The organism is Streptomyces similanensis (genome assembly GCF_039543625.1).
In the GTDB taxonomy this organism is placed as follows: Bacteria; Actinomycetota; Actinomycetes; order Streptomycetales; family Streptomycetaceae; genus Streptomyces; species Streptomyces similanensis.
Genome location: NZ_BAABKC010000114.1, coordinates 15,514 through 31,788 on the forward strand (window position 1 = coordinate 15,514; position 16,275 = coordinate 31,788).

Here is a 16,275-nt window from a genome sequence, read left to right on the forward strand (position 1 = left end):
CGGACGCGCTCAGGCGGTTTTCACGCGGGCGGGGCCGCAACGGCACGCCGCCGCCGGTGACTTCGGGGCGGCAGGTGTGCGCGCACGCCGCGCAGGGGTCCGGCCGTCACGGCGGCCGGACCCCTGGTGTCGCGTACGGCGCGGACTACGCGAGCAGCGCCGGGATCGTGGCCTCGTGGGCCTCGCGCAGCTCGGCCAGGGGCAGGGCGAACTCGCCCTGGACCTCGACCGTGTCGCCGTCCACGACGCCGACGCGGGTGGCCGGCAGGCCACGCGCGCCGCACATGTCGGTGAAGCGCACCTCCTCCGAGCGCGGCACCGCGACGATCGCGCGGCCGGCCGACTCGGACAGCAGGAAGGTGAACGCGTCCAGGCCGTCCGGTACGACCAGCCGGGCGCCCTTGCCGCTCAGCAACGCCGACTCCACGACCGCCTGGACCAGACCGCCGTCGGACAGGTCGTGCGCCGAGTCGATCATGCCGTCGCGGGAGGCGGAGATGAGGATCTCGGCCAGCAGCCGCTCGCGCTCCAGGTCGACCTTGGGCGGCAGACCGCCGAGGTGGTCGTGGACCACCTGCGACCAGGCCGAGCCGCCGAACTCCTCGCGGGTGTCGCCGAGGAGGTACAGCAGCTGGCCCTCCTCCTGGAAGGCGACCGGGGTGCGGCGGGCCACGTCGTCGATCACGCCGAGGACGGCGACGACCGGCGTCGGGTGGATGGCCGCCTCGCCCGTCTGGTTGTAGAGCGAGACGTTGCCGCCGGTCACCGGGGTGCCGAGCTGGAGACAGCCGTCCGCAAGACCGCGCACGGCCTCCGCGAACTGCCACATCACCGCCGGGTCCTCGGGCGAGCCGAAGTTCAGGCAGTCGGAGACGGCCAGCGGCTTCGCGCCGGTCGTGGCGACGTTGCGGTAGGCCTCCGCGAGCGCCAGCTGCGCGCCCGTGTACGGGTCGAGCTTGGCGTAGCGGCCGTTGCCGTCGGTGGCGAGGGCGACGCCGAGGCCGGTCTCCTCGTCCACGCGGATCATGCCGGAGTCCTCGGGCATGGCCAGCACGGTGTTGCCCTGCACGAAGTGGTCGTACTGCTGGGTGATCCACTTCTTGGACGCCTGGTTCGGGGACGCCACCAGCTTCAGGACCTGCGCCCGCAGCTCCTCGGCGGACGTGGGCCGGGGCAGCTTGTTCGCGTCGTCGGCCTGGAGGGCGTCCTGCCACTCGGGGCGGGCGTAGGGGCGCTCGTAGACGGGGCCCTCGTGCGCGACCGTGCGCGGGTCGACGTCGACGATCTTGCCGCCGTGCCAGTAGATCTCCAGGCGGTCGCCGTCGGTCACCTCGCCGATGACGGTGGCGATGACGTCCCACTTCTCGCAGATCTCCAGGAAGCGGCCGACCTTCTCCGGCTCGACCACCGCGCACATGCGCTCCTGCGACTCGCTCATGAGGATCTCCTCGGGCGAGAGCGTGGAGTCGCGCAGCGGGACGTCGTCCAGGGTGACGCGCATGCCGCCGGAGCCGTTGGAGGCCAGCTCGCTGGTGGCGCAGGACAGGCCGGCCGCGCCGAGGTCCTGGATGCCGACGACCAGCTTCTCGGCGAACGCCTCCAGGGTGCACTCGATGAGGAGCTTCTCCTGGAAGGGGTCGCCGACCTGGACCGCGGGACGCTTGGAGGGCTTGGCGTCGTCGAAGGTCTCGGAGGCGAGGATCGAGGCGCCGCCGATGCCGTCGCCGCCGGTGCGGGCCCCGTACAGGATGACCTTGTTGCCGGCGCCGGAGGCCTTGGCGAGGTGGATGTCCTCGTGCCGCATCACGCCGATCGCGCCGGCGTTGACCAGCGGGTTGCCCTGGTAGCAGGCGTCGAAGACGACCTCGCCGCCGATGTTGGGCAGGCCCAGGCAGTTGCCGTAGCCGCCGATGCCCGCGACCACGCCGGGCAGCACCCGCTTGGTGTCGGGGTGGTCGGCGGCGCCGAAGCGCAGCGGGTCCACGACGGCGACCGGGCGCGCGCCCATCGCGATGATGTCGCGGACGATGCCGCCGACTCCGGTGGCCGCGCCCTGGTAGGGCTCGACGTAGGAGGGGTGGTTGTGCGACTCCACCTTGAAGGTGACGGCGTAGCCCTGGCCGACGTCCACGACGCCGGCGTTCTCGCCGATGCCGACGAGCATGGCGTCGCTTTCGGGGGCCTTCTCGCCGAACTGGCGGAGGTGCACCTTGGAGGACTTGTACGAGCAGTGCTCGGACCACATCACGGAGTACATGGCGAGCTCGGCGCCGGTCGGGCGGCGGCCGAGGATCTCCACCACCCGCTCGTACTCGTCCTTCTTCAGACCGAGTTCGGCCCAGGGCAGCTCGACGTCGGGGGTCGCGGCCGCGTGCTCGACCGTGTCCAGAGGCGTCCTGCTCATGCGGTGACCAGCTTCTTCAGGATCGAGGTGAAGAACGGCAGGCCGTCGGTGCGGCCGGTGCCGATCAGCGGCTCGGTGGCGTGCTCGGGGTGCGGCATGAGGCCGACGACGTTGCCGGCCTCGTTGGTGACGCCGGCGATGTCCCGGAGGCTGCCGTTGGGGTTGACGTCGAGGTAGCGGAAGGCGACGCGGCCCTCCGCCTCCAGCTCGTCGAGGGTGTACTCGTCGGCGACGTACCGGCCGTCCATGTTCTTCAGCGGGATGTGGATCTCCTGGCCGGCGGTGTAGTCGGCGGTCCAGGCGGTCTCCGCGTTCTCCACCCGCAGCTTCTGGTCGCGGCAGATGAAGTGGAGGTGGTCGTTGCCGAGCATCGCACCCGGGAGAAGGTGGGCCTCGGTGAGGATCTGGAAGCCGTTGCAGATGCCGAGCACCGGGAGGCCGGCCCTCGCCTGGTCGACGAGGGTGTCCATCACCGGGGAGAAGCGCGCGATGGCGCCGGCCCGCAGGTAGTCGCCGTAGGAGAAACCGCCGCACAGGACCACCGCGTCGACCTGCTTGAGGTCCTTGTCCTTGTGCCACAGGGCGACCGGCTCGGCGCCCGCGAGGCGGATCGCGCGCTGGGTGTCCCGGTCGTCGAGGCTGCCCGGGAAAGTGACGACGCCAATACGAGCGGTCACTTCGCGGCCTCCGCGACTTCCTCCACCTTGACGGTGAAGTCCTCGATCACGGTGTTGGCGAGGAAGGATTCGGCAAGATCGTGAATGCGGGCGAGCGCGGCCTCGTCGACCGGGCCGTCCACTTCCAGTTCGAATCGCTTTCCCTGACGTACGTCGGAGATGCCTTCGAAACCCAGGCGCGGCAGTGCGCGCTGCACCGCCTGGCCCTGGGGGTCGAGGATCTCCGGCTTGAGCATGACGTCGACTACGACGCGTGCCACTGGCACTCCCGGTGTGTGGTGCTGAGCAGGTTCCTTCAGACTACCCGTACAAAATTTCTACGCGGGTAGATTAGTAGGAAACTACGTGACGGCGGTCACGGTCCGGTATCGGAGCGGGGGCGTGGTGAAAAGTTCTGGGAAAGTTCGGCGACACGTACCGGATACCCCATTGCTCCGGGACACGCGGACAGATTTAGTCGGGGCTTCACTTGGCAATGCCCGGCACTGTACAAATGAATTGGCAACAGCCGATACTTTTCCCGATAACAGGCGGACAGCCGACATCTGGCGAACATCTCCGCACGTCCGGCTGCCTTGACGGCCGCTGGGACGCAGAGGTGTCGCACGAAGGGACCGATATTCGTGGCGCAGCGTGTCGTGGTCACTCTCTTTGACGACATCGACGGCTCGGAAGCGGCGGAGACGATCGCCTTCGGACTCGACGGCAAGTCCTACGAGATCGACCTCAACCAAGCCAATGCCAAGCGACTGCGCAAGGCACTCGCTCCGTACGTGGAGGCGGGCCGCAAGCGGTCGCGGTCGGGCAAGGCGTACCGGCAGACCGAGGTGGCCCCCGACCCGGCGGCTGTCCGGGCCTGGGCGCAGGCCAACAAGATGGACGTGCCGGCGCGCGGCCGCATCCCCAAGAAGGTCTACGAGGCGTTCAGCGCGGCCCAGTGACGGCGCGGGGCGGTGCCGAGCGGGCCGCTCCTCCCCGCGGACCTGCCGCCCGCCCCGCCGGCCTGACGACCGGTCTCCGGGCGGGCGTCCTCCCGTCCGGGGGACGCCGTTCGGCGCCCGCCCGGGTCGCCCGGGTGGGCGCCCCAGGGGCCGTCAGCGGGCCCCGGGACAAGCCGACTTGCGCTACCCCCCTGCTGATCAGCTAATGTCTGGAGCACGCCGAGGGGCAAGGCCGAAAAGCCGAAACCCACGGAGTACACGCGGGTGTAGTTCAGTAGCAGAACATCCCCCTTCCAGGGGGAAGGCGCAGTGTGCGATTCCTGTCACCCGCTCTGCACCGCCGGTCCGGACCACTCTGGTGGATCAGGTAGGCTGGTGTTCGCGCCGATCGGTGGGAGCCGGTCGGAGGCAATGCGGACGTAGCTCAGTTGGTAGAGCGCAACCTTGCCAAGGTTGAGGTCGCGAGTTCGAGCCTCGTCGTCCGCTCGGGAAAAAGACCCCGGTCCATTGGACCGGGGTCTTTTCGTGTTCGCCACGGCCACCGTTCTGACATTTGTCATGCCGACTCATGACACCGCGCACTGCTGTCGCCGCCGGACCGGCGGAACGCTGGTGCTATGGACATCGACGAACACGATCACGTGATCGAGGTCACCGATCTGCGGCGCGTGTACGGGGGCGGGTTCGAAGCAGTACGCGGCATCTCGTTTCACGTGAAACATGGCGAGGTCTTCGCACTGCTGGGCACCAACGGCGCCGGGAAGACCTCCACGGTCGAGCTGCTGGAGGGCCTGGCGGCCCCGGCCTCAGGACGCGTGCGCGTACTGGGCCACGATCCCCACGCCGAGCGGGAGGCCGTACGTCCGCGCACCGGAGTGATGCTCCAGGAAGGCGGCTTCCCCTCCGAGCTGACCGTCGCCGAGACCGCGCGGATGTGGGCCGGGTGCGTGAGCGGGGCACGCCCGCCCCGGGACGTGCTCGCGCTGGTCGGTCTGGAGCGGCGCGGCGGAGTCCGGGTCAAACAACTGTCGGGCGGTGAGCGACGGCGGCTGGATCTGGCACTCGCGCTGCTCGGCGACCCCGAGGTCCTGTTCCTGGACGAGCCGACCACCGGACTGGACGCCGAAGGCCGCCAGGACACCTGGGAGTTGGTGAGCGCGCTGCGCGACGCCGGCACGACCGTCCTGCTCACCACGCACTACCTGGAGGAGGCCGAGGGTCTCGCCGACCGGCTCGCGATCCTGCACGAGGGCCGTATCGCGGCGGCCGGCACCCCCGCCGAGGTGACGGCCGCGCAGCCCTCCCGGATCTCCTTCGAACTGCCCGCCGGCTACTTCCTCGGCGACCTCCCGCCGCTGGCCGCACTGGGCGTGTGCGGCCACGAGACGACCGGCCGCGTCGTACGGCTGCGCACCCGCGCGTTGCAGCGCACGGCCACCGAACTGCTGCTGTGGGCGCGGCACGCCGGAGTCGAACTGAGCGGCCTCGACGCCCGGTCGGCCTCGCTGGAGGAGGCGTTCCTCGGTATCGCACGGGAGGCCGCCGCGCCTCGGGACAAGGAGCACGCCGCATGAACGACACCGGTACCAGCGCCGCCACCGCCGTCCCGGCGGCCGCCCGCGCCCGGGGTGCGCGCACCACCGCGACGGGCCGTATGGCCGCGCTCGCCCGCGCCGAACTGACCCTGTTCGTGCGGACCAGGAGCACCCTGGTCTCGGCCGTGTTCGTGCCGCTGGCCCTGCCGTTCAGCGTGCAGTCGGTGACCGACCGGATGAAGACGGCGGACGCCGGACTCACCACCGGGCTGATCGTCCTGCCCGCCGCCGTCGGCTTCTCCCTGCTGTTCGCCGTGTACTCCACCCTGGTCGGCGTGTTCGTCGCCCGCCGCGAACAGCTCGTCCTCAAGCGGCTGCGCACCGGCGAGGCGCGCGACGCGGAGATCCTCGCCGGCGCCGCCGTGCCGGCCGTCGTCACGGGCCTGGTCCAGTCGCTGCTCCTGGCCGCCGCCTGCACGGCGCTCCTCGATCTGCCCGCCCCGCACGCACCGCAACTCGCCGTCGCGGGCCTGCTGCTGGGGCTGGTCCTGGCGGTGGCCCTGGCGGCGGTCACCTCGGCATTCACCCGCACCGCCGAGAGCGCCCAGGTCACCGCGATCCCCCTGGTCCTGGCCTCGATGATGGGGTCGGGCGTCATGGTGCCGCTGGAGCTGCTGCCCGACGGGGTGGCCCGGTTCTGCGCACTGCTGCCGCTCACCCCGGTCATCACCCTGGTGCGCGGCGGCTGGACCGGCCAGTTGAGCGGGGCGGAGGCCCTGCGCGCGCTGGCCCTGGCACTGGCCTGGACCGCGGCGGCGGGGTTCGCTGTGCGACGGTGGTTCCGCTGGGACCCGCGACGGTGACCGCGCGGGGGCACGCCGGAGGGGACGACGGAGGGGGAGGCCCATGGTGCTCGGCGGGATGCGGGGCTGGCAGCGGCGCAACTGGCGGGACCGCGGCAAGGCCGAACGGGTCGAGCTCCAGAGCGTGTTCACCTGGTACGCCACGATCTGGGTGTTCGAACTGACCTGGCTCGGCATGCCGGTGGTCGACGGAGTGCGGCACCGGCCGGTGCCGCTGGTCCTCGGCGGGCTGCTACTCGCCGTCGGCCTCCTCCAGTGCGTGGCCGCCAACCGGCTCGCCCGGCCCGCGCTCGACCACTATCTGGGGCGGGCGGTCCTGCCCCCGCGGGCCCTGCGCGGCTCCCTGGTGCTGCTGGCGCTCGCGCTCGTCCTGCCCGTCGTGCTGGCCCTGGTGGGCGGCATCGCCCCCTGGACGGCCCGCCTGGCGATGGGCGCCGCCCTGCTGACGTTCGGCCTCACCTACGGGCTGCTGGCGACGGTGCCCGTGCTGGTGCGCCGCTCCGCCCTGCTGGCGGCGGTCCTGATGGCCGTCGCCGGACTCGCCTTCCGGACCGTCCCCGACGTCCTCATGACCGGGTTCCTGGTCGTCTTCGCCATGGGGATGTCGCTGCTGGCCGTGCGCTGCGGCGCGTGGACCCTTTCGGTGCTGTGGGAGGCCGAGCGCGCCCGCGAGACCGAGGCCCGGCTCGCCGTCGCCGAGGAGCGGCTGCGGTTCGGCCGGGACCTGCACGACGTGCTGGGGCGCAACCTGGCGGTGATCGCGCTCAAGGCCGAACTGGCGGTGCGGCTCGGCCGGCGCGGACGGCCCGAGGCGGTGGACCAGATGGTCGAGGTGCAGCGGCTGGCGCAGGAGTCGCAGCGCGAGGTGCGCGCGGTCGTCCGCGGCTACCGCGAGGCCGACCTCGCGGCGGAACTCGCCGGCGCGCAGGGCGTGCTGGGCGCCGCCGGCATCGACTGCGCGATCACCGGCTCGGCGGCCGGGCTGCCCGCCCCGGTGCAGTCCGCGCTGGCCTGGGTGGTCCGCGAGGCGACGACGAACGTCCTGCGGCACGGCGACGCCCGCAGCTGCGCCATCGCCCTGCGGATCGACGCCGGCCGGGCCGGACTGTCCGTCGAGAACGACGGGGCGCCCCGCTCCCCCGGCGGCCCGCCGGGCTCCGGACTCGCCGGGCTGCGCGAACGGCTGTCGGAACTCGACGGCACGCTGTGCGCCGGCCTCGTGGCCGGCGGCCGGTTCCGGCTGACCGCCGAGGTACCGCTGCGGCCTGCTGGGGACGCCGCTACCGAGACCGCCGCCACCGCTGAGGCCGCCACCACTCCCGAGGCCGCCGCCATCGCTGAGGCCGCCACCACTCCCGAGGCCGCCGCCATCGCTGAGGCCGCCGCCACTCCCGAGGGCGCTGCCGCCGCCGAGGCCGTGTCCACCGCCGTCACCGCCAAGATCACCCGTGCGTCGAGCGAGGTCACCCCATGACGACGTCACCCGCCCCCGTCCGGCTGTTGCTGGCCGACGACGAGCACCTCATCCGGGGCGCGCTCGCCGCGCTGCTCTCCCTGGAGGACGACCTGCTGGTCGTCGCCGAGGCGGCCAGCGGGCCCGAGGCGCTGGCCATGGCGCGGGCGCACACGCCCGACGTGGCCGTACTGGATCTCCAGATGCCCGGCGCGGACGGTGTGAAGGTCGCCACATCCCTGCGGACCGAGCTGCCCGGCTGCCGGGTGCTGATCGTGACCGGTCACGGACGGCCCGGACATCTGAAGCGGGCGCTGGCGGCCGGAGTGCGCGGCTTCGTCCCGAAGACCGTCAGCGCCCAGCGGCTCGCCGAGATCATCCGCACCGTGCACGCCGGAAACCGCTACGTCGACCCCGAGTTGGCCGCCGACGCGATCTCCGCCGGCGACTCCCCGCTGACCGCGCGCGAGGCCGAGGTGCTGGAGCTGGCCGCCGACGGCGCGCCGGTCACCGAGATCGCCGCGCGGGCCGCCCTGTCCGCCGGGACCGTGCGGAACTACCTGTCCTCGGCCATGACGAAACTCGGCGCGGAAAACCGGCACGCGGCGATACGCCTCGCCCGCGAGCGAGGTTGGGTATAGTGGCTCTCGCGCCACGGCGCAACGCGGACGTAGCTCAGTTGGTAGAGCGCAACCTTGCCAAGGTTGAGGTCGCGAGTTCGAGCCTCGTCGTCCGCTCCAGTTCCGAGCCCCCCGGCTTCCACCGGGGGGCTCGGTCGTTTCCGGGTCCTACGACCAGCTCGTGCCGGTCAGCCGCTCGTACGCCTCGACGTACTTGGCGCGGGTGGCCTCGACGACGTTCTCCGGCAGCGGCGGCGGAGGCTGCTCGCTCGCGCGGTCCCAGCCCGACTCGGCGGAGGTCAGCCAGTCGCGGACGTACTGCTTGTCGTACGAGGGCTGCGCGCGGCCCGGCTGCCACTGGTCGGCCGGCCAGAAGCGGGAGGAGTCCGGGGTGAGGACCTCGTCGGCCAGGACGAGCGCCTCCCCGTCGAAGCCGAACTCGAACTTGGTGTCGGCGAGGATGATCCCCCGCTCCCGGGCGATGTCCCGGGCCCGGCTGTAGACGGCGAGGGTGGCCTGACGCAGCTGGGCGGCCGTCTCGGCGCCGACCTCGCGGGCGACCTCCTCGTAGGAGACGTTCTCGTCGTGCTCGCCGACCTCGGCCTTGGTGGCCGGGGTGAAGATCGGGGCGGGCAGCTCGGAGCCGTCGACCAGGCCCTCGGGCAGGGCGAGACCGCACACCGTACGGGTCCGGTCGTACTCGGCGAGGCCCGAGCCGGTGAGGTAGCCGCGCGCCACGCACTCCACGGGGATCATCCGCAGCGACTTGCACACCAGGGTCCGGCCGGCCCAGTCGGCGGGGGCGCCCTCGGGCAGGTCGGTGCCGATGACGTGGTTCGGGGCCAGGTCGGCGAGCCGGTCGAACCACCACAGCGACAGCTGCGTGAGGATGCGGCCCTTGTCGGGGATCTCGGTGGGCAGCACCCAGTCGTAGGCGGACATGCGGTCGCTGGCGACCATCACGAGGTCGCCCGCCTCGTTGCGGTACAGCTCGCGCACCTTGCCGGTGTGCAGATGCACCAGGCCCGGAACCTGGATCGGCTCGGGCTTTTCGACGAATCCGGACACGGTTCCTCCCCGTGGTTCTGTCCAATGGCTCGATTGTCCCGTACGGGGGAGGCGGCCTCGGACAGCGGGTCAGTCGCGCTTGCAGATGCGGTCCAGGAGGTTGGCGGTGGCCCGCTGGATCCGGGGGTCGGCGTGGCCCGGGCGGTCCAGGGCCGGGGACCAGGCGAACGTCCCGGAGGCGAAGACCAGCGCGCCGGACGGCGCCCGGTACAGCGACGTCTCCTGGTGGCGCCGGACGCCGTCGGCGTCGGGGTAGGGCGAGTGGGCGAGCAGGATGCGGTCCTGGTGGTCGGGCAGCGGGGTGCGCGGGAAGTAGCGGTCGGCCTCGCCCGCGACCAGGCCGGCGATCTCCTCGCCCTCCAGCGCCCCGGTCGACTCCCACAGCCAGTGGTCGGCGTTGCGCACGATCATCGGACGTGGTTCGGGCACCCGGCCCGCGTACTGGATGCCCATGAGCTGCTGCTCGGGGCGGTCCACCTCCCGCCACAGCACCGGCCGGCCCGGGCCCTTGCGCTTGCGGCAGGTCAGCAGGCGGTCGGGCACCCCGGACGGGGACGGGGCCAGCTCCACCTGCCAGTACATGGTGTTGGCGGACAGGAACACCAGCGACGTGCCCGTCTCGCGGGCCAGTTCGACGGTACGGCGCATCGGCACCGACCAGTACTCGTCGTGGCCGGGGAAGACCAGGCCGCGGTATCGGGTGGGGTCGATGCGGCCGGCGTGCAGGTCGCGGGCGTCGGCGTAGGCGAGGTCGTAGCCGTAGCGCTCGGCCCAGCGGATGAAGTCGTAGGCGTGCCCGACGTGCAGGGGCAGGCCCGCGCCCGCGTACGGGCGGTCGAAGGAGACCGTGGTCGCCGCGTCCGCCTCGCCCAGCAGCCGGCCCTCCTCGTCCCAGGCGTGGTAGAGGCTCGCGCCGGTGTGGCCGTCCTCCGGGTAGAGGTTGTAGGCCTGCCAGGTGACGTCGGGCAGCAGCAGGAGCAGGTCCGCCGGGTCGTCGTCGCGGACCGTGAAGGGGATGTGCGAGCGGTACCCGTCCGCCGTGGTCAGCACGGCCACGTAGGCGCCGGTGCTCCAGTACGAGGGCACCTGGAGCCGCCAGGACAGCCACCAGTGGTGGCAGGAGACGGTGCGGTCGGCCATCAGCGGCGCCGGCTGGACGATCCCGGAGAGCCGCGGACTGGTGGTGATCTTCGCGGCGCCGTCACCGCCGTAGTGGCCGATGCGGTAGACGTCGACGCCGAACTGCTGCGGCGGGTCCACCGTGATGTGGAAGTCGATCGCCTCGCCGGGCGAGACGGCCCCGGTGGAGGCGAAGCCCTTGATCTGCCGGTGCACGTCGTCGGCCGAGCGGAGGCCGCCGCCGGCGGCCCGGGGCGCCGGGACGCGGGGCGCGCCGGGCAGCGCGGTGTTCGGCGCCGGATCGAGGTACCAGGGCACTACGTGGCCGGTGTCGTCGAAGTACGTCTCGCTGCCGCGCAGCCAGGGGACGGGGCCCTGTCCGAAGGGGTCCGACACGGCGTGCGCGAGTGCTCCCGACTCCCAGCGGCGGATGCGCTCCGATCCCATGACCGTTCCCCTCCCTCGTGGCCCCCTGGGCGGCTCGCGCGGCGGTGCGGGTCCGTCCTCAGGTGGCTGTCCGGCCGGCTCACTGTGCGGTTGTCGTACCTGTGGGTGCCTGTCGGTCGCCTGTCGGCGCTTGCCGGTGCCTGCCGTTGCTTTTCGGTGCCTTCCTGCGCCTGACGGCGCCCCTCTGCGCCCCTCTGCGCCCCTCCATGGCTGTCTCTGACTGTCCATCGCTGTCGTATGTCGGGGGCGCTTGCCACACGCGATCGGTCCCAGCACATCACATTACGCACGCATGCTGTCACTACTCGTTGCGAATTGGCCGAAAGTGGAAGCGGGGGGTCCGGTAATGCGACGGGGAGCGAGGCGTTGGCCCAGGTCGGGCGGGGTCAGCCGAGCCGGACCGGCTTCTCCGGACGTATGCCCGAATCGATCAACCAGGTCCACAACGGCACCGGATCGCCGTCCTCCACCAGGGCGAGCACCTTGGAACCGAGATCGCCGGCGCGCACGCCGTCCACCAGGAGGACGGGGCCGTCGAGCCAGTCGAGGCCCGGGACGGCGCCCGCGGTGTCCATCGCGGCGCAGCACACCATCGCGGTGACGTGGTCGGCGAGCAGTTCGCGGCCGGTGCGCGGCGGCTGGAGCGGGAACAGCGGCAGCGAGTCCTGGTCCCAGGGGGCCGCGCCGGGAGCCTGCCCGGCGGCGGTCTGCGCCGCCGGGCGCGTCGCCGGGGCGGCGGCCTCCTCACGGGCCAGCTCGGCGGTGAGGCAGGCCGCCAGGGCGGCGCTGCGCTCGTTGCCGAGGCCGGCCTCCTCCTCGTCCTCGTCCATACCCACGCCCATGTCCACGCCCATGTCCATGTCCATGTCCATGCGGAACGGGTCGTCCGAGGGAGGCGTGGCGGACGTGCTCTGTGTGGCGGGTGTGCCGCCCATCAGGCCCTCCTCCAGATCCTGCCGCAGGGCCTGCTCCAGGTCCTCGGCCATGCCGTCGTCCTCGGCGCCCGCGCCGGCCGGCGTCGCCGCCGGGTGGTGCGGGGCGGCGGGTATCGCGTCCGGCGGAGTCACGGGTACGCCGTCCGCCGGGGTCACGGGTATGCCGTCCGCCGGGGCGGGCGGCCGGGCCGGCGGTCGCGGGGCTCCGGCGGGGCGCGGCGGGGCGGAGAGGTGGTCCAGGACGCGGGCCAGAGTCGGGCCGTGCGGATCGGCGGCCGGCGGAGTGGGACAGTGCGGCACCCCCAGGGCGTCCAGCACCCGGTGGAGCCGGGCGGCGTCGGTGCGCCACTTGCGGTCCACGACCTCCTCCGGGTACTCCTGCCAGTCCACCGGGGCCCAGTCCGGGCCCTGCTCGGCCGGGCCGCCGTGGAACAGCCGCGCGGCCAGCAGCGAGGTGGCCTCGTCCACCGCGCCGGGCTCCTCCAGCAGGTCGCACGCGGGCCGCTCGCCGAGCCGGGAGGCGAATCCCTCGGCCAGCCGGTCGCGGCGCGACAGCTCGGTGAGGGCGGCCACCACGCCCGCGTCCAGCCGGGACGGCCAGCGGCCCATGCGCCAGGCGGGCAGCGCCACCCGGGTCAGCAGCCGGTCCCAGCCCGCGTACGCCAGGCCCACCTGCTCCTGGGCGACGATCCGCAGACCGTAGTCCACGGCCTGGGCGCGCTCGGCCGCCGCCGCGGCCACCCCCCGCTCCATCTGGGCCGCGTCCTCCCGGCAGCCGCGCAGCAGCAGCCGGGCCACCCGGCCCACGCCCGCGTACGCCACACGGGCCGGAAGACCGTGGCCGGGCGACGAGGCGGCGCCCACCGCCGCGTCCAGACCGCGGACGAACCGGCGGGCGGCGGCTATGTCCGGGTGCGCGGCGGGGCCCGTCCCGGCGACGACCGGGGCGAGGACGGCTCGCAGCTCGCCCACGCGCATCCACCACAGGAACGGCGAGCCGATCACGAGGACGGGCGCGTCCGCCGTACGGCGCGGGCGGGCCGGGGCCAGGCCGCGCAGCCCGTCCGGCTCGCTCGGATCTTCCGTCCGGTCCGGCTGGTCCGGCTCGTCCCGGCCGGCCCGCTCGGGCGGGGCGTGCGCCGGATGGGTGCGGTCCTCCAGCCAGCTGTCGCAGTCCGGGGTGAGCGCTATGGCGGACGGCGCGGGGACGCCCAGCCGGTCGGCCAGGTCGCGGACCAGGCGGTACAGGTCCGGGGCGGTCCGCTCGGGGACCGGGACCGTCGGGCTCATGGCCGGACGGGAGCGGGCGACGGCCACGCCGACGCCGGCGGCGGCGAGCAGGACGACGAGCGCGACGGCGCACACCGCCCAGCGGGCCGTGTCCCAGCCCCGGCCCACGAGATGGCCGGTGGAGCCGCCGGCGAGCAGGATCACGCCGAGGGCGGCGGGCAGCAGGGCGACGGCCAGCGCACGGCTGCGCACGCGCAGCACGGCGAGCGCCCTGGAGCGCGCGGACTGCGCCCCGACCTCGGCACCGATGGCGGTCACGGCCGGTCGTCACCCCCTCCCGACTGTCCTGGTGTTGCTCACTCCCCCACTGTGGCACCCGTCACTGACATCGCAATGCCGGTGGGCCAAGTGCCGGAACGCTTGCGCCGCACCCTAGTTGGGGCCTCGCCCCGCGTCAGCCGGATGGGGCATTGCTCACTCGATGGAATGGCTTTGGTCAAAGGTGGTCGACGGAACGCAACGGTCGGGCCCCGGCTCGTGTCCGGGGCCCGACCGTTGGGGGAAGGGTGCGCGACGCGCTGCCCGCGCCGGTGACGACGGCGCGGCGCGCCGCTCGCGCCGCTCGTGTCGGTGCGGGCGGGGTGCGCCGCTCGCGCCGGAGCGGGCGGGGCGCCGGTGTGCCACTCGTGTCGACGCGCGGCGCAGAGACCCGCTCGCGTCGCCGTTACGCGTCCGCCGCCGCCTTCGCGGCGATGTCGGTGCGGTGCTGGGAGCCGTCGAGGCCGATCCGGGCGACCGCCGTGTACGCCCGGTCGCGGGCCTCGGCCAGGTCCGCGCCGGTCGCGGTCACGGACAGGACCCGGCCGCCCGCGCTCAGCACGGCGTCGCCCTCGCCGCGGGTGCCGGCGTGCAGTACGTACGCGTGCGGGGCGTCCTTCGCGGCCACTTCGTCCAGCCCGGTGATCGGGTCGCCGGTGCGCGGGGTGCCGGGGTAGTTGTGCGAGGCGACGACCACCGTGACGGCCGCCTCGTCGCTCCAGCGCAGGGGTTCGAGGTCGGCGAGGTTGCCGGTGGCCGCGGCCATCAGGATGCCCGCCAGGGGGGTGCGCAGCCGGGCCAGGACGACCTGGGTCTCAGGATCGCCGAACCGGGCGTTGAACTCGATCACGCGGACGCCGCGGCCGGTGATCGCGAGACCGGCGTAGAGCAGCCCGGAGAACGGGGTGCCGCGGCGGCGCAGCTCGTCCACGGTGGGCTGGAGCACGGTCCGCAGGACCTCGTCCACCAGCGCGGGGTCCGCCCAGGGCAGCGGCGAGTAGGCGCCCATGCCGCCGGTGTTCGGGCCTTCGTCGCCGTCCAGGGCGCGCTTGAAGTCCTGCGCGGGCTGGAGCGGGAGGACCGTCTCGCCGTCGGTGATGGCGAACAGGGAGACCTCGGGGCCGTCGAGGTACTCCTCGATCACCACGCGGTCGCAGGCGGCGGCGTGCTCCCGGGCGGCCTCGACGTCATCGGTGACGACGACGCCCTTGCCGGCGGCGAGGCCGTCGTCCTTGACGACGTACGGCGCGCCGAAGGCGTTGAGCGCCTCGGCGACCTCCTCCGGAGTCGTGCAGACGTACGAGCGGGCCGTGGGGACGTCCGCCCCGGCCATCACGTCCTTGGCGAAGGCCTTGGAGCCCTCCAGCCGCGCGGCCTCCTTGGAGGGGCCGAAGACCGGGATGCCGGCCTCGCGCACGGCGTCGGCGACGCCGGCGACCAGCGGGGCCTCCGGGCCGACGACCACGAGGTCGGCGCCCAGTTCCGCGGCCAGCGCGGAGACGGCCGCGCCGTCCAGGGCGTCGACCTGGTGCAGTTCGGCGACCTCGGCGATGCCGGCGTTGCCGGGCGCGCAGTGCAGCGCGGTGACGACGGGGTCGAGGGACAGGGAACGGCACAGGGCGTGCTCGCGCGCGCCGCTACCGATGACGAGGACCTTCACGGGGCCAGCCTAACGGCACCGGCCCCGCGGGCTTTGTGCGGGCCGCCGAGGTGGCGGGCGGCGGCGGTTCGTAGGTTTCTCCGAGCCGGGCCGGGCCGAGCCGCAGCCGAGCCGCAGCCAGAGCCGAAGCCGCGTCGGCGGGCGGCAGGCGGCGGGCGGCAGGCGGCAGGCGGCAGGCGGCAGGCGGCAGGCGGCAGGGCAGCGCGGCAGGGCAGCGGGCGGCGGGGCGGCGGGCGCCATGCGGCGGGGCGGCCGCCCGCGGGTCACTCCGTCGTGTACTCCTCGACCACCGTCGCGCCCAGTTCCCGCACGATCAGCTCGCGGCCGGACAGGGCCGACTCGTTCAGGTCGGGGTCGTCGTCCTCGGGGATGTCGTCCTCGGGGGCGACCGGGGGCGGCTCCGGGGCAGCCGGCCGGGACGCGGGCGCGGGCCCGGCGGACCGGCCCGCCCCGGTCCCCGGTCCGGTTCCGCCCGCCGCCTGCGGCGGACGGTTCGGGGCTGCGGTGGACGCGGGCGCCGGAGCGGCGGGCGGCGTGGCGGCCGCCGTACGCTGCGGGGCCGGAGCGCCGCCGTAGCCGCCGCCTCCGTAGCCGCCGGGGGCGGGGGGCGCGGAGCCGCCGCCGGACGGGTCGATGATCGCCTCGATCTTCCACTGGACGTTGAACTGCTCCGCCAGGGCCTGCCGCAGCACGTCCTCGCTGCCGCTGCCGGCGAAGTTGTCGCGGGCGCCGGAGTTGACGAAGGCGATCTGGAGGGTGGTGCCGTCGAAGCCCGCGACCTGGGCGTTCTGGCTGAGCAGGATCCAGGTGAAGCGGCGGCGGTTCTTCACCGCTTCGAGGATGTTGGGCCACAGCGTCCGCGGGTCGAGCCCGCCGCCCGCCGGGGCGGGAGCGGCGAACCCCACGGGGGCGGGAGCGGCGGCGGGCGCGGCCTGCGGGGTCGCGGCGGCAGCCGGTGCGGCCGGGGCCGGTCCCCCGCCCGGGGCGGCCGCCGTGGGCCAGCCG

Annotated in this window: 12 protein-coding genes, 3 tRNA genes and 1 pseudogene; 8 read left to right on the forward strand and 8 right to left on the reverse strand. The window is 73.7% G+C overall.

The window, feature by feature from the left end:
• Positions 1–145: 145 nt before the first annotated feature.
• From purL to purS, 3 genes are read right to left on the reverse strand one after another with little or no spacing between them, the layout of a single operon-like run.
• The gene (purL, locus tag ABEB07_RS32670; RefSeq protein ID WP_345671661.1) at positions 146–2,404 is read right to left on the reverse strand and encodes a phosphoribosylformylglycinamidine synthase subunit PurL; all 2,259 of its coding nucleotides are present in this window, start codon (positions 2,402–2,404) and stop codon (positions 146–148) included.
• The gene (purQ, locus tag ABEB07_RS32675; protein WP_176149608.1) at positions 2,401–3,081 is read right to left on the reverse strand and encodes a phosphoribosylformylglycinamidine synthase subunit PurQ; all 681 of its coding nucleotides are present in this window, start codon (positions 3,079–3,081) and stop codon (positions 2,401–2,403) included. Before purQ ends, purL begins: the two co-directional genes overlap by 4 nt.
• Positions 3,078–3,341 carry a phosphoribosylformylglycinamidine synthase subunit PurS gene (gene purS / locus ABEB07_RS32680; RefSeq protein WP_015659417.1) on the reverse strand — a complete coding sequence of 88 codons (264 nt, stop codon included), beginning with the start codon at positions 3,339–3,341 and terminating at the stop codon, positions 3,078–3,080. The genes purQ and purS overlap by 4 nt, the downstream gene beginning before the upstream one ends.
• Before the next feature lie 363 nt (positions 3,342–3,704).
• On the opposite strand from purS, the gene ABEB07_RS32685 reads away from it, so the two are divergent.
• The 8 genes from ABEB07_RS32685 to ABEB07_RS32720 all read left to right on the forward strand — a co-directional run bounded on the left by ABEB07_RS32685 (position 3,705) and on the right by ABEB07_RS32720 (position 8,613).
• On the forward strand, positions 3,705–4,022 hold the full coding sequence (locus tag ABEB07_RS32685) for a histone-like nucleoid-structuring protein Lsr2 (protein WP_345671663.1): 318 nt from the start codon (positions 3,705–3,707) through the stop codon (positions 4,020–4,022).
• Between the two features lie 260 nt (positions 4,023–4,282).
• A tRNA-Gly gene (locus ABEB07_RS32690) sits at positions 4,283–4,354 on the forward strand.
• Between the two features lie 81 nt (positions 4,355–4,435).
• Positions 4,436–4,508 (forward strand) — tRNA-Gly (locus tag ABEB07_RS32695).
• A gap of 131 nt (positions 4,509–4,639) precedes the next feature.
• Positions 4,640–5,596: an ABC transporter ATP-binding protein gene (locus ABEB07_RS32700; RefSeq protein WP_345671665.1), complete on the forward strand. Its 957-nt coding sequence runs from the start codon at positions 4,640–4,642 to the stop codon at positions 5,594–5,596.
• Complete coding sequence (locus tag ABEB07_RS32705; RefSeq protein WP_345671666.1) at positions 5,593–6,420, forward strand: ABC transporter permease; 828 nt, start codon at positions 5,593–5,595, stop codon at positions 6,418–6,420. Before ABEB07_RS32700 ends, ABEB07_RS32705 begins: the two co-directional genes overlap by 4 nt.
• Positions 6,421–6,463: 43 nt before the next feature.
• Positions 6,464–7,894, forward strand: a complete 1,431-nt coding sequence (locus ABEB07_RS32710) for a sensor histidine kinase (RefSeq protein ID WP_345671667.1) — start codon at positions 6,464–6,466, stop codon at positions 7,892–7,894.
• The gene (locus tag ABEB07_RS32715; protein ID WP_345671668.1) at positions 7,891–8,514 is read left to right on the forward strand and encodes a response regulator transcription factor; all 624 of its coding nucleotides are present in this window, start codon (positions 7,891–7,893) and stop codon (positions 8,512–8,514) included. The genes ABEB07_RS32710 and ABEB07_RS32715 overlap by 4 nt, the downstream gene beginning before the upstream one ends.
• 23 nt (positions 8,515–8,537) lie before the next feature.
• Positions 8,538–8,613, forward strand: a tRNA-Gly gene (locus tag ABEB07_RS32720).
• A 48-nt stretch (positions 8,614–8,661) separates the two neighbouring features.
• Here the strand turns inward: ABEB07_RS32720 and ABEB07_RS32725 are convergent.
• The 5 genes and pseudogenes from ABEB07_RS32725 to ABEB07_RS32745 form a co-directional block, all read right to left on the reverse strand.
• Positions 8,662–9,561: a phosphoribosylaminoimidazolesuccinocarboxamide synthase gene (locus ABEB07_RS32725; RefSeq protein WP_176149613.1), complete on the reverse strand. Its 900-nt coding sequence runs from the start codon at positions 9,559–9,561 to the stop codon at positions 8,662–8,664.
• Between the two features lie 69 nt (positions 9,562–9,630).
• Positions 9,631–11,127: a N,N-dimethylformamidase beta subunit family domain-containing protein gene (locus ABEB07_RS32730; protein WP_345671669.1), complete on the reverse strand. Its 1,497-nt coding sequence runs from the start codon at positions 11,125–11,127 to the stop codon at positions 9,631–9,633.
• 386 nt (positions 11,128–11,513) lie between these two features.
• Positions 11,514–13,610, reverse strand: a complete 2,097-nt coding sequence (locus tag ABEB07_RS32735; protein WP_345671670.1) for a hypothetical protein — start codon at positions 13,608–13,610, stop codon at positions 11,514–11,516.
• 406 nt (positions 13,611–14,016) lie between these two features.
• Complete coding sequence (purD, locus tag ABEB07_RS32740) at positions 14,017–15,270, reverse strand: phosphoribosylamine--glycine ligase (protein WP_345671671.1); 1,254 nt, start codon at positions 15,268–15,270, stop codon at positions 14,017–14,019.
• A gap of 263 nt (positions 15,271–15,533) precedes the next feature.
• Positions 15,534–16,275 (reverse strand): annotated as a pseudogene (locus tag ABEB07_RS32745) (DNA polymerase III subunit gamma and tau); the annotation flags it as partial.

Coding starts and splice junctions, on each gene's coding strand:
- purL (WP_345671661.1), bottom strand. CDS start 2,404: ATGAGCAGGACGCCTCTGGACACGGTCGAGCACGCGGCCGCGACCCCC.
- ABEB07_RS32700 (WP_345671665.1), top strand. CDS start 4,640: ATGGACATCGACGAACACGATCACGTGATCGAGGTCACCGATCTGCGG.
- ABEB07_RS32705 (WP_345671666.1), top strand. CDS start 5,593: ATGAACGACACCGGTACCAGCGCCGCCACCGCCGTCCCGGCGGCCGCC.
- ABEB07_RS32710 (WP_345671667.1), top strand. CDS start 6,464: ATGGTGCTCGGCGGGATGCGGGGCTGGCAGCGGCGCAACTGGCGGGAC.
- ABEB07_RS32715 (WP_345671668.1), top strand. CDS start 7,891: ATGACGACGTCACCCGCCCCCGTCCGGCTGTTGCTGGCCGACGACGAG.
- ABEB07_RS32730 (WP_345671669.1), bottom strand. CDS start 11,127: ATGGGATCGGAGCGCATCCGCCGCTGGGAGTCGGGAGCACTCGCGCAC.